The sequence below is a fragment of the Lysinibacillus sp. GW823-FHT06C08 genome (assembly GCF_058795135.1).
This window is the reverse complement of record NZ_JBXAHN010000009.1, coordinates 16,971-31,075: the sequence shown is the minus strand read 5'-3', so window position 1 is coordinate 31,075 and position 14,105 is coordinate 16,971. Positions and strand designations below refer to the sequence as shown.

The following is a 14,105-nucleotide window of genomic DNA, read 5'->3' as shown; positions in this document are numbered from 1 at the left end:
CGTCGCTCCTTATTCTTCCGTTACATGTACTTTTAATGTAGCTGTTACTTCATGATGTAGTTTTACAGGAACATTTGTAAAGCCTAGTGCACGAATTCCATCATTTAAAGTCATTTTACGTTTATCAATTTTAATGCCATGCACTTTTTGTAGGGCATCAGCAATTTGCTTGGTAGACACTGAACCAAATAGACGACCGCCTTCACCAGACTTTGCTTTTAGCTCAACTGTTAATGTTTCTACTTTTTCCTTTAACGCTTGTGCTTCTGCTAGTTCAGCTGCAGCATTTTTTGCTTCTAATTTTTTCTGACCATCTAATTGACTTAGTGCTTGAGCGTTTGCTTCTGCTGCATAGCCATTTTTAATTAAGAAATTTTGTGCGTAACCATCTGCTACGTTTTTAATTTCACCTTTTTTTCCTTTTCCTTTAACGTCTTTTAAAAATACTACTTTCATTAGTCAGAACTCCCTTCAAAGACCTCTTCTATGGCCTCTTCTAATTGTGTTTTCACGTTATCAATGGTTTTGGCTTCTACTTGGCAGGCGGCGTTCGTTAAATGACCACCACCGCCAAGTCTTTCCATAATAAGCTGGACATTGACTTCGCCTAGTGATCGGGCACTAATTCCTATTTTTCCATCTGCCCGATGTGCAATAACAAAGGATGCACCAACATCCTTCATAGTTAGTAAAATATCTGCTGTTTGTGCAATTAAGACAGAGTCATACACTTTCGATTCCTCACCTACAGCTACAGCAATTCCTGGCTTTACGAATTTAACCGTTTGCACTATTTTTGATCGTTCAATATAGGTGTCTACATCTTCTTTTAAAAGACGTTGCACTAATACTGTATCGGCACCATTCGTCCGTAGATACGAGGCAGCTTCAAACGTACGTGCTCCCGTTCGAAGTGTAAAGCTCTTCGTATCGACAATAATACCCGCTAGTAGTGCAGTAGCCTCTAGCATATTAATCTTTGCTCGCTTCGGCTGATATTCTAATAACTCAGTTACCAGCTCAGCAGTTGATGAGGCATACGGTTCCATATAAACAAGTGTTGGATTTTCAATAAAATCCTCACTTCGTCGATGATGGTCGATTACAACAACCTTTTCAGCTAGCTTTAATAGGTGTGCATCAATAACTAAATTGGGTTTATGTGTATCCACAATAACAAGCAAGGATTTTTCAGTCATTTTCCCTGCTGCTTCCTCTGGTGTTAGGAAGTTTTCATAGAAATCTGATTTACTCTCTATTTCATTCATTAAACGTGTAACGCTACCATTTAACTCATCAAAATTTATGATGACATAGCCCTTCACATCATTCATTTGTGCCATTTTCCGAACACCGACAGATGCACCAATCGAGTCCATATCAGGGCTTTTATGTCCCATAACAAATACTTGATCACTATCTTGAATTAAATCACGTAATGCATGTGAGATGACACGAGCTCTAACACGTGTGCGTTTTTCAACTGGATTAGTTTTCCCGCCATAGAATTTTAGCTTTCCTGTAGGTTGCTTAATGGCAACTTGGTCACCACCACGTCCTAATACGAGATCCAGACTTGATTGTGCCAATTCACCAAGCTCCACTAGGGAGGATGAACCCGCTCCTACACCAATACTTAATGTTAAAGATAAATTCTTTTGCGCTGTTTTTTCTCGGATAACATCTAAAATAGCAAATTTTTTCTTTTCAAGCTCTGTTAAAATTGATTCATTTAATACTGCTAAAAAACGATCTGATGATATTCTTTTTACAAATACACCATGCTCAGCAGCCCATTCATTGACGATTGAAGTAACCATTGTATTTGTTAAACTACGTGGTTGGTCATCCATGGCCTGTGTGATTTCATCGTAATTATCAACAAATAAAATAGCGATAACTGTACGATCTGCAAAGTATTGCTTCTCAATAGCAATCTGCTCAGTAATATCAAAGAAGTATAGTAATCGTTCCTCTTTTTTATAATAAACACGATATTTACGATCACGTAATGTAATTGTAGCCTCATTTGTTTCTTCAGTCTTCATTAGTACGTAGATGTCATCAGAAATATTAACAATTCCTTCTCCGACTAATGATTCCATATTTAAGATTCCTTGCATATATGGATTCGACCATTCTATTTCATATTGCTCGTTCACCAACAGTATCCCAATTGGCATTTCAAGCAATGCTTCTTCCCCTACTTTTTTCATACGGAATGAAATGGATTCTATATGCTTTTCAGTTTCTTCAAAAGCAATCTTTTCCACCTTCCATGTGTAGACCATCAGTAAAGCAAAACCTATTCCATAACCGATACCTATCCCGATATTCCAAATACATAGAAGTACGAACGTCACAATTCCAAAAATGGAAAGAACAAAAAGCGGATAGCGAATTGGTCGTTTTCTAAAAGTCCCCATTACAATCAGCCCCTTATTCTTTAGTCTTCCCCTTTACAAGTGAACGTACGTCAAAACCCAAATCAACGATACCTAGTAAGATCATGAAGGATGATAATGGAATAGCTAACACGGTAGCAACCCATTTAACCCCATTTGGCATCCCTTTTCTAGAAATGAAATAATGGATAAATGATATCCCTTGTAGAATGAGTAGCACCCATAAAATATAAGAAACATTCAATACGATTATATCTAGTGTAGAACCAGCCTCTGGACGCATAAATAAATTAATGCATAAAACGATCATGTAGTACCATAAAATAGATCGTGGTAAGCGCATATTTTGGAATGGTGCAAACTTTGGAACATCCACGCCAAGTCGTTTTAAAGCTGGCAAATTTAGCGCTATGATAATAAATGCAGCAAAAAATGCTGATATTGTTATTGTGGCAGGCATTGTCAGCTCGATCGTGTTAAACATAGCCTCTAGCTGTTCCGGCTTTATCGCCACTTGCCCTGTAACGTTTTTCGCAAATTCATTTGATTGCTCATAATTTTTGCGAGCCAACTCTAAGCTCATGCTGATGAAGTCAATTCCTGCAAATCTTACATAGGCGACATAAACAAGCGCCATCGAGATTAGATTGGCAATCCCCGTTGACATAAATAAATAAAGCTTACTCTTCTTCTGATAAATAGCGTTACCCATTACGACACCCAGTAACCCCAAAACAAAGGCAAATGGTAGCATCGATAGTCCACTCGCTATACTAGTTAAAATACAGCCTACTATTGCTACGAGTATTGATGAGGAACGTTTGTAATTTGCACTATACCAAGCAATCGGTAGTGGAGCGAATATTAAAGCTACTATAAAAACAAATGGTACATATGCGGAAATCAGCATTAATACTGTAAAAATTGCAACCACCATTGAGCCTTGGACAAGCGCTTTTGTTTGATTATTCGGCATTGAAAACCTTCCTTTTTTTCAGTCAAACTTACTACCCTTTATTGTACCATTTTTTCATAGTATTGAACAAAAATCGCTTAGATCACTATATGCTTTATTATGAATTTTATCTAAAAAACGTCTACTTCAATTTTCGATAAAAAAAACCAGCATACCCGATACGAATATCGTAATATGCTGGTATTCAAAATTGATGTAAGGTCAATTCCTTAACGATCAATCTTATTTGTCTTCTGCTACGAATGGAAGTAATCCCATGATACGAGATACTTTAATAGCTGAAGTTAATTTACGTTGGTACTTTGCACTTGTGCCAGTTACGCGACGTGGTAAAATTTTACCGCGCTCAGAGATGAATTTTTTTAATAAATCTACATCTTTGTAGTCGATGTGCGTAATATTGTTTGAAGTGAAGTAGCAAACTTTACGGCGTTTGCGGCCTCCGCGACGTGGTGCCATAGTGTGTCTCCTCCTTATCTTTTTTTATTGTAGAAGCATTAGAATGGAAGATCATCCTCAGATACTTCTATCGGTCCTTTGCTATTAGCAAATGGATCCTCATCTACACGTGTATAGTTTGGCTGATTCATAGGTGGTTGATTTTGCTGATAAGCATCGCCGCCATAGGAACCCTGTCCTGGCATAGCGCCACCAAACTGCTGTTGTGGTTGACCGCCGCCATATGACGGTTGGTTATTACCGTAAGTTTGTCCACCACCGTATTGAGGAGCAGGAGCACCGCTACCATTACGTGGTTCTAAAAACTGTACGCTATCCGCCACAACGTCTGTTGTATATACTCGCTTACCGTCTTGTCCTTCATAACTGCCTGTTTGGATACGACCTTCTACCCCAATTAAACTTCCTTTTCGCATGAAGTTCGCTAGGTTTTCAGCCTGTTTTCGCCATGCAACACAGTTAATGAAATCAGCTTCACGTTCACCTTGTTGATTTGAGAATGCACGATTCACAGCAACTGTAAATCTTGTAGACGCAATTCCATTTGGTGTATAACGTAGCTCAGGATCTTTTGTTAGTCTTCCAACTAATACGACACGGTTTATCATCAGAATGCAACCTCCTTTTCAGCGTTTTGTTAAAAAATTATTCAATATTAAGCTTCTTGGCGAACTGCAATGTGACGAATAATGTCTTCGCTGATGTTAGCTAGACGTGTATACTCGTTGATTGCATCTGAAGTAGCGTTTACTTTTACGATTTGGTAGTAACCTTCGCGGAAGTCTTGAATTTCATAAGCTAAGCGGCGTTTGCCCCACTCTTTTGATTCGATGACTTCTGCACCGTTAGAAGTTAAAGCTTCGTTGAAACGTTCAACTAGAGCTTTCTTCGCTTCGTCTTCAATGTTCGGACGTACGATGTACATTAATTCGTATTTTCTCATCTGTTTACACCTCCTTATGGACTAGGCTCTCCTATATTAAGGGAGCAAGGAGCAAGTAATAAATTATTACTCACATCAATGAATTGTAACATATAGGTACTTTTCTTTCAAGTCGCAAACTTACAATTCATTTTATATAATGAACGTAACCTGTTTAATTCTTGAAAGGAGAACTTTTGTGCTACCGAATAAAGAACCTATTGTTATTGAATTAAATATAAAAAAATTAATGATCGACAATATTGTGATCACAGTTGGTCTTGTCATATTATTTATAGCCATTCAATATATTTGCTTTAAAGATTTTCACTTTTCTTTTTGGGCTATCATTGGTGGTACAGTACTGTTTGTAATTCTGTATGTAATTTTTATTATTTTGCATGAAGCTTTTCATTTACTTGGCTTTATGCTCTTTGGCAAAGTACCTTTGAAGTCTTTACAATATGGCATAAACTTAGAGCTAGGTGTTGCCTATGCAACTACTACAAAGCCTCTATATAATCACGCCATGAAACGGGCATTATTGCTGCCATTTTGGACGACTGGCGTTCTTCCTACTATTGCAGGGTTTTATTTTAATAATACCATTTTAATACTGGTAGGAGCCTTTTTAATAGCAGGTGCAGTAGGTGACTTTGCTATGTATAAGGAATTACGAAAATATCCTAATAACGCCTTAGTGCAAGATGACCCTAAATTACCGAAGCTTTATGTTTATATAGAAAATGACCGTTCACCAAGGCAAGATACATACGAAAATTAGACTCTGTCGTTCGTAAAAATGACAGAGCCTAGTCATAACTCTTAAGGAGTTAAAAAGCCATGCTGTGCAGCTGTATATAAATTTCTCCAAATGCGGTTTATTGGGGCAGTCTCTGTAATAGCATCCATGCCAAGATTACGTATTAATTTATTGGCAATCTCTATACAAGCAGCAGCAATCTCTTTACTCATTTGTGTAAATTGTGTTAGTTCTTCCTCTGTCAATGATTCATCTCGCTGATGCTTTTGCCAATATACCGACAAGGTTGTATAGAACTGCTTTTCAAATTGATTAAAATGCTTTTGTTGCTGCATGAGTAAAAATTGTAATGCTCCCATACGCTCAGCTCGATGGGCATCATGATTGCGTTGCTTGATTAAAATAAATGTTTCTTCTAAAAAATTTTCAGTTATCCCTAGACAAACGCTTAAAAAGGAAGCCTCTGCAAAGGTTGTAAATGGAAAGGTATGTACAGCATTCCCATAGCTATTTCTGATCTTACCTATTTGGAAAGTAGCCTCCTGAGGTACCCATACGTTGTTTACGCGAATAGTATGGCTTGCCGTCGCCTTCAAGCCCATTGCGCGCCAATCATTTAAAACTTCAACATCTTGACGGTCTAAGCAACAACTAATGATTTTTTCTGTTTTCACGCCATCTTGCTCTATCAAACAATTCATTGTAAAGGTTGTAGCATAGTCCGATCCACTACAATATTTCCATTGCCCTGTTACTACATAACCATCTTCTACTTTTACAGCTACACCCGTTGGATAACCACTACCTGCGATAACTGCATTTTTAGGGGTAAAGATTTTTTCGCACATTTCTTGGCTAAATGCTGGAATAAATGCATTACCTCCAGTCCCGATTGTCACAAGCCAACCAACATTCCCATCGAGGGCAGCTATTTGTTGAAACACTTTTATTCCCTCTACTAAATCTAGATTCTGACCTCCTAGTTCATTTGCAGTGAACAATTTGAACAATTTCTGTTCATACATAAACTCTAGGACATCCTGGGGTAATCTTTCTAGCTGCTCAAACTCTAGACCACGTTCTTTTAGTTCCATTACGTTCATTTGATGTCACTCCCATACACTAAAAATTCAGATAAAATAATAATTGAAAAAAGGCAATCACTAAGATTGCCCTCTGTTTGTCTTATACATTAAAGCGGAATAACATAATATCGCCATCTTGAACTTCATACTCTTTACCTTCAAGACGTACCTTACCAGCTTCCTTAGCCGCTGCTTGAGAACCTGCCTCTAAAAGATCATCATAAGCAACTGTTTCAGCACGAATGAAGCCTCGTTCAAAGTCTGTATGGATGATTCCTGCACATTGCGGTGCCTTCATCCCTTTACGGAACGTCCATGCACGAACTTCTTGTACACCAGCAGTGAAATACGTAGCTAAGCCTAATAAGTCATAAGAAGTACGGATGAGCTGATCTAAACCAGACTCTTTAATTCCTAATTCTTCTAAGAACATAGCCTTTTCCTCATCGTCTAGCTCTGAGATTTCTTCCTCGATTTTTGCACAAATTGTAATGACTTGAGCACCTTCAGCTGATGCATATTCACGGACCTTTTTGACATATTCATTATTGTCAGCATCCGCCACTTCATCTTCTGAAACGTTGGCAACATACAGCATTGGTTTAATTGTTAGCAAATGAAGACCTTTAATTACCTTTAGTTCATCATCTGAAAGCTCTGCAGCACGCGCTGGTTTACCGTTCTCTAACTGCTCTTTAATTTTTAAAAGTACTGGCTCTTCAATCATAGCCTCTTTGTCTTTTTGCTTGGCCATTTTGCTAACACGTTGGATACGTTTATCTACTGATTCTAAATCGGCTAGTGCTAGCTCTAGGTTAATAACCTCGATATCATCAATTGGATCCACCGCACCCGATACGTGTGTAATATTTTCGTCTACAAAACAACGTACAACTTGGCAAATGGCATCTACTTCACGGATATGCGCTAAAAATTTATTTCCTAGACCTTCACCTTTGGAAGCACCTTTTACAATCCCAGCGATATCTGTAAATTCAAATGCAGTTGGGACTGTTTTTTTAGGTACAACTAATTCTGTTAATTTATCTAAACGTGCGTCTGGTACTTCAACGATACCGACATTCGGATCAATCGTCGCGAATGGATAGTTTGCAGCCAATGCGCCCGCTTTTGTAATTGCGTTAAATAATGTTGATTTTCCAACGTTAGGTAAACCAACGATTCCAGCTGTTAATGCCATGAATGGACACAACCTTTCTATAATCAGTTCAAATTTTCTCTCATATAACCTTTTCTATTATATTGATTCACTTACAAAAAGTCTAATATGCCTGAAGTTAAGCCTCACTAGCAGAAAGTAAAACCTTTTTCATTTTTTTCTCAAATTCTCGACGTGGAATCATTACGCTATGTTGGCAACCTTCACATTTAATTCGAACATCGGCACCCATACGAATAATCTTCCATTTATTCGTACCACAAGGATGTTGCTTTTTCATTTCAACAATATCATTTAAACCATATTTCTTCTCTTCCACCCTACTCACTTCTCCCCTCACCTTTGTCATAGAACATCATTTTTGGATGAGCCATTGGTATACGATGTTCCTCAAAAAGCTTTGTCACATCTCGGCGAATACTACGAGCCACTCCATATTGTTGCTGCGGTAATGTTTCAGCAGTAATGCGGATCGTTACCTCTGTACCTTTGACATTTTGTACACCTAAAAACACTGGTGCCGCTATTAATTCTTTATGTTTTTCTGGTAAAGATTCTAAATACTGATTAATAACCGTTTCTGCTTTTTCAAAGTCCGCATCCGTGGTCATTTGTAAATCTATAAAAATTTTGGAGTTGTTTACAGAGTAATTGACGACCTCACCAATTGCACCATTAGGAATGATAAATTGCTCTCCAGTCCCCCCATTAATTTTCGTAGTACGTAAACCAATTTCTACAACTGTACCTTCTGCTCCATTAATTTTTATATAATCCCCTACACCAAACTGATCTTCAAAAATAATAAAGAAGCCCGTGATAACATCCTTCACTAAACTTTGGGCACCAAAACCGACAGCTAATCCTACAATCCCTGCCCCTGCTAAAAGACCCGCTACCTTTATATTTAAAGAAGATAGAATGCCAATAATTGCAGAGAAATAAACAACATAGGAAATCACACTTTGTAATAATCTCGAAATCGTACGTTGACGTCGCTCTGAATGATTTAATGGGGATCGCATACGGATTAAAAATAATTTTTTAATCAATTTTTTACCCATTCTTACAGCTATCCAGGATACTAGTAAAATTAGCATAATCTCAATAGAAGAATCTATGACACCTTCCCAAAGTTTGTCAGATGTGAGCTTTTCCCAGTATCTCTCCATTAATTTCTTATTCCATTCCATCGTTTCCACCTCTTGAATAACTTGCTAAAAATTTGCGTATACTGCATAAAAATTGAGCACTTCTAAAAATAAAAAGAAAGTGAGTTTTTTTATGAATACTATACCAAATTTGTTACTACCTTATTCCCTTCATCACGAAAGTAAAAATGCTGTTTGGCAATTAAGTACATTATTTTTAGAATATATACCGTTTCATCATGAACGACTAATTTTTTGCTGCATTGGCAGCGACCGTTGTACAGGTGATACGCTTGGACCGTTAACGGGTAGCTTTTTAAATAAGTCAGTTAGCTTCCCCTATGAAATTGTCGGTTCTTTAGAAGATCCGCTACATGCTCTAAATCTAGATTCTACTATTCAACAGCTACACAATCATACTACAAAACCATTCATTATTGCGATTGATGCCTGTCTTGGTAGTGAACAAAATGTCGGTCATATTTCCGTTCAAAGCGGTCCTATTTTTCCTGGGAAGGCTGTAAAAAAAGAATTACCCCCAATCGGTGACATTTCCATTAAAGGAATCGTCAATATTGGAGGTTTTATGGAAATGCTTGTTTTACAAAATACAAGGCTTCATATTTCTTATGCTATGGCTGAAAAGCTTTCAAGAGCATTATTACTGGCTGCCCACCGTTATTCATTGAAAAATGTAGAAGAAAGCAACCATAATACCAACAATGACGATACCTGGAAGCAAGTTAGCAGCCTTGATCTTAGTTAAACCAGCTATATTTAACCCTATTGCCATAATCATAACGCCGCCAACGGCTGTCATTTCGGTAATATACATTTGTAGCGCAGCATCAGGTATAAAAGAACTAATGACCCCTGCAAAAACTGCAATTAATCCTTGATAAATAAAAACAGGTATCGCCGAAAGCAATACACCTATACCTAATGTGGATGCTAGAATAATGGATGTAAAACCATCAATTATTCCTTTAGTAATCAATACATTATGATCATTACGAAGACCGCTATCAAGTGCACCAATAACAGCCATGGAGCCAACAACAAAGATTAATGAAGCTGTGACAAACCCTTCTGCAATGCTAATTTGATTTTGATCATTTCGTTTTGTACGAAATAATGACTCTACCCATTTGCCAAGGCGATTCATTTGCTTATCTAAATCTAACCACTCACCTACTACAGTACCCACCACTAAACTTACGATTAAGATAATAAAATTATCACTTTCAAATCCCATTTTTATCCCTAATAGTGCGACTGCTAAACCAATTATGGATAGGACAGTAGACTTCATAGATTCAGGAATATTTTTGAAAATCCGCCCCACTAATGCACCTGCTATAATTAGCACAGCATTAATCAATGCCCCTAGTATTACCACCCTTTTGCCTTCCTTCTCTCTAAAAAATAGAGAGCGCCTGTTTGCTTGGCGCTCTGATTAAATTATATAAATATCATTTATTCTTCTTGTACATTTAGGATTTCTAAGATGCGCTCTAAATCATCTTCAGAGTAAAATTCTATTTCAATTTTCCCTTTATTATTATTCTTTCTAATTTGAACATTTGTTCCAAAATAATCTCTTAATTGAGATTCTTTCGCCGCCACAAATATATCTTTTTTCTTGGGCGGAATTGTTTCACGTGAAACTTCCTCATTTAAGGATTGTACTAACATTTCAACTTGGCGAACATTTAAACCTTGCTTCATTACCTTCATAGCTACTTCAGAGATTCGTCTTTTATTTTTTAAGCCGAGTAATGCCCTGCCTTGTCCCATAGATAGTGTCCCATCATTCATAAAATTTCGGACATCTTCTGGTAAAGCAAGGAGACGAACATGGTTAGCTATATGTGGTCTACTTTTTCCTAAACGCTTTGATAGCTCTTCCTGTGTTAAATGTAAGTTTTCCATTAAGCTTTGGTAGGCCTCTGCTTCTTCAATGACTGTTAGATCCTCACGCTGAAGGTTCTCTAGAATAGCTAGTTCCATCATTTGTGCGTCTGATAATTCTTTAATGATTACAGGAATAACATCTAAACCTGCTAGTAAACACGCTCGATAACGACGTTCCCCTGCAACGATTTCAAATTTACGCCCCTTTTTCCGTACAGCAATTGGTTGCAAAATGCCATGCTCATTAATCGAATCTGCTAATTCTTGTAAAGCTTCTTCATCAAAAATTTTACGAGGCTGAAATGGGTTCGCAACAATTAAATCTAATTGAATTTCTTCCACTAGCCCACTTTGTTCTAATGACTCTCCTGGAAATAGTGCACCAATGCCCTTTCCTAAACCTTTAGCCATTTTTAATCACTTCCCTCGCCATCTCCAAATAAACTTCTGCACCTCTAGATCTTGCGTCATAAGTGATGATTGGTTGCCCATGACTAGGTGCTTCACTTAAACGCACGTTACGAGGAATTATTGTTTTATATACTTTATCTTGGAAATATTTTTTCACTTCATCTATAACTTGTAAGCCAAGGTTTGTTCTTGCATCTAGCATTGTTAGTAAAACACCATCAATATATAACTGTTGGTTCAAATGCTTTTGTACAAGACGAACAGTAGATAGCAATTGGCTTAGACCTTCCAATGCGTAATATTCGCATTGTACTGGAATAATCAATGCATCTGAAGCTGTTAAAGCATTAATTGTTAAAAGTCCTAAAGATGGTGGACAGTCAATAATTATATAATCGAAATCTTCTTTTACATTTTGTAATGCATGTTTCAAACGTACTTCCCTTGAAATAGTCGACACCAATTCAATTTCAGCGCCTGCAAGCGAAATTGTGGCTGGTACAATTGATAAATTATCTACATTTGTTTTTTGAATGACATTTTCAACATCTTCATCATCAATGAGCACATCATAAATACAACTTTGAATGTCTCCTTTATTAATACCAAGGCCACTTGTTGTATTCCCTTGCGGATCAGTATCAATAAGTAGCACTTTCTTACCTAAATAGGCTAGGCAAGCGCTCAAATTGACTGAAGTTGTTGTTTTTCCTACGCCACCCTTTTGATTGGCGATTGCTATAATTCTACCCATTTAAAAGCACCTGCTTTCATTTATCAACGTTTACTTTGACAAATCATTTGTAAAATCAATGTATTTAACCCGCTATCTAACTTTCATTCTATCAAAAAAACAGTTAGAAGTTGTATAAAATATTAAGAATATATACAAAAAAGGAGACACCTCATTCAACTTTCTGAGATATCTCCTTTTTACAGTGAGAGAAAAGTTACTAATAAATTATTCCGAGATAATTTATTACACCTTTTTCTTTTTAGGTATCTTCACCGTAATTTGATAATATTCTTCTGTATCTTCTTCTTCCGTATTTACCGTAATACCACTTTTCGTTACCATCGTTAATGATTGCTTAATAGTATTTAAGGCTATACGGACATCTTTACTAATGGCTTTGCGCTTCGGCCTTGCTTTCTTTGGTACCGACTCCTCCTGCTCGTCTGTTACCGGATGCAAGATGACCTGAATCTGTTCCTCTAACTGGCGAACATTCCAATCATTATCAACTGTTTGTTGTAAAATTTCTAGTTGTAATGGTTGATCTTTAATAGCAATTAATGCACGTGCATGTCGCTCAGAGATCTTGCGCTGTAATATGGCTTGTTGCACTTCATCTGGAAGCCTTAATAAACGTAATTTATTGGCTACAGTGGATTGTCCTTTTCCAAGTCTTTGGGCAAGAGCTTCTTGTGTGAGCTCATGTAGCTCCAACAATTTTTGATAGGCTACCGCTTCTTCAATTGCAGTTAATTCCTCACGCTGTAAGTTCTCTATTAACGCAATAGAAGCTGTCTCCTTATCGGTTAAATTACGTACAATAGCAGGAACCTCTGTCCATTGTAGCTTTTTCATAGCTCGATAACGACGCTCACCGGCAATGATTTCATATTGATTTTCTGATGTTTTACGTACAACAATTGGCTGAATCACACCATGCGTATGAATGGTTCTTGATAATTCTTCAATTTTTTCATCATCAAAAATAGTACGTGGCTGAAAACGGTTAGGTACAATTTCATCAATAGGCAATTTTATGACTTCTTCTGCTGTTTGAACCGCCTCTGCTTGTTCTACTTCATTTTTCACAATAGGCTCTGTTTTACTTCCGCCTCCAAAAAAACGTGAAAAAGGACTTTTCATCCAAGTGGCACCACCTTTAAGTAACTATCTTGCTCTGTCTCATTCTATTATTATTTATTATATTTCCTCAAATGTATATAGTTCATAGATGACTTTTGCGTGAACCATCCATAACTAGTATGTATGCTCAAAATAGAAAAAATATATTCTACTTTGAGAAAGTTTCACATGAAACACTAATTATTGAATTGGTGTTTTATTTGGTACACCTGGCTTACGCGGGTATTTTTTCGGTGTTCCTTTTATTTTATCAAATATATATAAAGTGCGGTCACTTTCTTCCACAGGTAGCTTGAAAGAATATTCTTCTTTCAGTTTAACACCTAATGTTGTTAATGCTTTTTTAGCATCTTTTAATTCTTCTGCACCTGCAGCTGCTTTTAAGGCAACAAAATAGCCATCTTGTTTTGCTAATGGCACACATAGCTCCGATAAAACAGATAAACGAGCTACTGCACGTGCTGTCACCACATCATATTGTTCACGATATTTTAAATTTTGACCAAACTCTTCTGCACGGGCATGCACAAAATTCATATTTTCTAATTGTAACTCATCACTTAAATGGTTTAAAAATGTAATTCTTTTATTTAAGGAGTCGACAATTGTGACATGTAAATGTGGGAAACAGATTTTTATTGGGATACTGGGGAAACCAGCACCTGCTCCTACATCACAAACAGTTATTACTTTTGAAAAATCAAAATAAAATGAGGCACTGATTGAGTCAAAGAAATGTTTTAAATAAACACCTTCAAAATCTGTAATAGCAGTCAGGTTCATCTTTTCATTCCACTCGACTAGTAATTCAAAGTATTTTTTAAATTGAGCAATTTGCTTTTCGGAAAGCTCGATGCCCTTTTTTTTAAGTGCCTCAATAAATTGTTGTTCGTTCATGTAAAGTCTCCTTTATTAATCTAGCCATACTAGTATATCTTAACAAAAGTATTGCTTTAAAAA

Annotated in this window: 17 protein-coding genes; 2 read left to right on the top strand and 15 right to left on the bottom strand. The window is 36.9% G+C overall.

Going from position 1 to position 14,105, the window contains the following annotated elements:
* Window positions 1-9: 9 nt before the first annotated feature.
* From rplI to rpsF, 6 genes are all read right to left on the bottom strand, one after another.
* On the bottom strand, window positions 10-456 hold the full coding sequence (rplI, locus tag AC1Q6O_RS18480; RefSeq protein ID WP_008177943.1) for a 50S ribosomal protein L9: 447 nt from the start codon (window positions 454-456) through the stop codon (window positions 10-12).
* A complete protein-coding gene (locus tag AC1Q6O_RS18475; protein ID WP_008177945.1) occupies window positions 456-2,426 on the bottom strand; it encodes a DHH family phosphoesterase in 1,971 nt (656 codons plus the stop codon). Before AC1Q6O_RS18475 ends, rplI begins: the two co-directional genes overlap by 1 nt.
* Before the next feature lie 13 nt (window positions 2,427-2,439).
* Window positions 2,440-3,381: a YybS family protein gene (locus AC1Q6O_RS18470; RefSeq protein WP_089986460.1), complete on the bottom strand. Its 942-nt coding sequence runs from the start codon at window positions 3,379-3,381 to the stop codon at window positions 2,440-2,442.
* Between the two features lie 222 nt (window positions 3,382-3,603).
* Complete coding sequence (rpsR, locus tag AC1Q6O_RS18465; protein ID WP_004233359.1) at window positions 3,604-3,840, bottom strand: 30S ribosomal protein S18; 237 nt, start codon at window positions 3,838-3,840, stop codon at window positions 3,604-3,606.
* A gap of 38 nt (window positions 3,841-3,878) precedes the next feature.
* Window positions 3,879-4,448, bottom strand: a complete 570-nt coding sequence (gene ssb, locus AC1Q6O_RS18460) for a single-stranded DNA-binding protein (protein WP_008177953.1) — start codon at window positions 4,446-4,448, stop codon at window positions 3,879-3,881.
* A gap of 47 nt (window positions 4,449-4,495) precedes the next feature.
* Entirely contained in the window at window positions 4,496-4,783 is a 288-nt protein-coding gene (gene rpsF, locus AC1Q6O_RS18455) for a 30S ribosomal protein S6 (protein ID WP_008177955.1), read from the bottom strand.
* A gap of 178 nt (window positions 4,784-4,961) precedes the next feature.
* Here rpsF and AC1Q6O_RS18450 point away from each other — a divergent pair, with 178 nt between their 5' ends.
* The gene (locus AC1Q6O_RS18450; RefSeq protein ID WP_008177957.1) at window positions 4,962-5,546 is read left to right on the top strand and encodes a DUF3267 domain-containing protein; all 585 of its coding nucleotides are present in this window, start codon (window positions 4,962-4,964) and stop codon (window positions 5,544-5,546) included.
* A 41-nt stretch (window positions 5,547-5,587) separates the two neighbouring features.
* Here AC1Q6O_RS18450 and AC1Q6O_RS18445 read toward each other — a convergent pair whose 3' ends face one another.
* From AC1Q6O_RS18445 to AC1Q6O_RS18430, 4 genes are all read right to left on the bottom strand, one after another.
* A complete protein-coding gene (locus tag AC1Q6O_RS18445; RefSeq protein WP_090002673.1) occupies window positions 5,588-6,628 on the bottom strand; it encodes an acyl-CoA dehydrogenase family protein in 1,041 nt (346 codons plus the stop codon).
* 82 nt (window positions 6,629-6,710) lie between these two features.
* A complete protein-coding gene (ychF, locus tag AC1Q6O_RS18440; RefSeq protein ID WP_008177960.1) occupies window positions 6,711-7,811 on the bottom strand; it encodes a redox-regulated ATPase YchF in 1,101 nt (366 codons plus the stop codon).
* A 97-nt stretch (window positions 7,812-7,908) separates the two neighbouring features.
* Window positions 7,909-8,109: a DUF951 domain-containing protein gene (locus AC1Q6O_RS18435; RefSeq protein WP_008177961.1), complete on the bottom strand. Its 201-nt coding sequence runs from the start codon at window positions 8,107-8,109 to the stop codon at window positions 7,909-7,911.
* A 1-nt stretch (window position 8,110) separates the two neighbouring features.
* Window positions 8,111-8,983, bottom strand: coding sequence for a mechanosensitive ion channel family protein (locus AC1Q6O_RS18430; RefSeq protein ID WP_090002674.1), 873 nt, complete (start codon window positions 8,981-8,983; stop codon window positions 8,111-8,113).
* Between the two features lie 91 nt (window positions 8,984-9,074).
* Here AC1Q6O_RS18430 and yyaC point away from each other — a divergent pair, with 91 nt between their 5' ends.
* Complete coding sequence (gene yyaC, locus AC1Q6O_RS18425; RefSeq protein WP_089986462.1) at window positions 9,075-9,707, top strand: spore protease YyaC; 633 nt, start codon at window positions 9,075-9,077, stop codon at window positions 9,705-9,707.
* Here yyaC and AC1Q6O_RS18420 read toward each other — a convergent pair.
* From AC1Q6O_RS18420 to rsmG, 5 genes are all read right to left on the bottom strand, one after another.
* Window positions 9,624-10,340 (bottom strand): DUF554 domain-containing protein, encoded by a 717-nt coding sequence (locus AC1Q6O_RS18420; protein WP_090002675.1) that lies wholly within the window; start codon window positions 10,338-10,340, stop codon window positions 9,624-9,626. The genes yyaC and AC1Q6O_RS18420 overlap by 84 nt on opposite strands.
* A 77-nt stretch (window positions 10,341-10,417) precedes the next feature.
* Entirely contained in the window at window positions 10,418-11,266 is an 849-nt protein-coding gene (locus AC1Q6O_RS18415; protein WP_008177969.1) for a ParB/RepB/Spo0J family partition protein, read from the bottom strand.
* Window positions 11,259-12,020, bottom strand: coding sequence for a ParA family protein (locus tag AC1Q6O_RS18410; protein WP_008177971.1), 762 nt, complete (start codon window positions 12,018-12,020; stop codon window positions 11,259-11,261). The genes AC1Q6O_RS18415 and AC1Q6O_RS18410 overlap by 8 nt, the downstream gene beginning before the upstream one ends.
* Before the next feature lie 225 nt (window positions 12,021-12,245).
* Window positions 12,246-13,145, bottom strand: coding sequence for a nucleoid occlusion protein (gene noc / locus AC1Q6O_RS18405; protein WP_008177973.1), 900 nt, complete (start codon window positions 13,143-13,145; stop codon window positions 12,246-12,248).
* Between the two features lie 180 nt (window positions 13,146-13,325).
* Window positions 13,326-14,042, bottom strand: a complete 717-nt coding sequence (rsmG, locus tag AC1Q6O_RS18400; RefSeq protein ID WP_492401938.1) for a 16S rRNA (guanine(527)-N(7))-methyltransferase RsmG — start codon at window positions 14,040-14,042, stop codon at window positions 13,326-13,328.
* Window positions 14,043-14,105: the final 63 nt, after the last annotated feature.

What these genes read in the sequence shown, in the direction of transcription:
- yyaC (WP_089986462.1), top strand. Translation starts at nt 9,075, where the DNA reads ATGAATACTATACCAAATTTGTTACTACCTTATTCCCTTCATCACGAA.
- ssb (WP_008177953.1), bottom strand. Translation starts at nt 4,448, where the DNA reads ATGATAAACCGTGTCGTATTAGTTGGAAGACTAACAAAAGATCCTGAG.
- rpsR (WP_004233359.1), bottom strand. Translation starts at nt 3,840, where the DNA reads ATGGCACCACGTCGCGGAGGCCGCAAACGCCGTAAAGTTTGCTACTTC.
- AC1Q6O_RS18410 (WP_008177971.1), bottom strand. Translation starts at nt 12,020, where the DNA reads ATGGGTAGAATTATAGCAATCGCCAATCAAAAGGGTGGCGTAGGAAAA.
- AC1Q6O_RS18470 (WP_089986460.1), bottom strand. Translation starts at nt 3,381, where the DNA reads ATGCCGAATAATCAAACAAAAGCGCTTGTCCAAGGCTCAATGGTGGTT.
- AC1Q6O_RS18430 (WP_090002674.1), bottom strand. Translation starts at nt 8,983, where the DNA reads ATGGAATGGAATAAGAAATTAATGGAGAGATACTGGGAAAAGCTCACA.
- rplI (WP_008177943.1), bottom strand. Translation starts at nt 456, where the DNA reads ATGAAAGTAGTATTTTTAAAAGACGTTAAAGGAAAAGGAAAAAAAGGT.
- rsmG (WP_492401938.1), bottom strand. Translation starts at nt 14,042, where the DNA reads ATGAACGAACAACAATTTATTGAGGCACTTAAAAAAAAGGGCATCGAG.
- AC1Q6O_RS18445 (WP_090002673.1), bottom strand. Translation starts at nt 6,628, where the DNA reads ATGAACGTAATGGAACTAAAAGAACGTGGTCTAGAGTTTGAGCAGCTA.
- ychF (WP_008177960.1), bottom strand. Translation starts at nt 7,811, where the DNA reads ATGGCATTAACAGCTGGAATCGTTGGTTTACCTAACGTTGGAAAATCA.
- noc (WP_008177973.1), bottom strand. Translation starts at nt 13,145, where the DNA reads ATGAAAAGTCCTTTTTCACGTTTTTTTGGAGGCGGAAGTAAAACAGAG.
- AC1Q6O_RS18475 (WP_008177945.1), bottom strand. Translation starts at nt 2,426, where the DNA reads ATGGGGACTTTTAGAAAACGACCAATTCGCTATCCGCTTTTTGTTCTT.
- AC1Q6O_RS18415 (WP_008177969.1), bottom strand. Translation starts at nt 11,266, where the DNA reads ATGGCTAAAGGTTTAGGAAAGGGCATTGGTGCACTATTTCCAGGAGAG.
- rpsF (WP_008177955.1), bottom strand. Translation starts at nt 4,783, where the DNA reads ATGAGAAAATACGAATTAATGTACATCGTACGTCCGAACATTGAAGAC.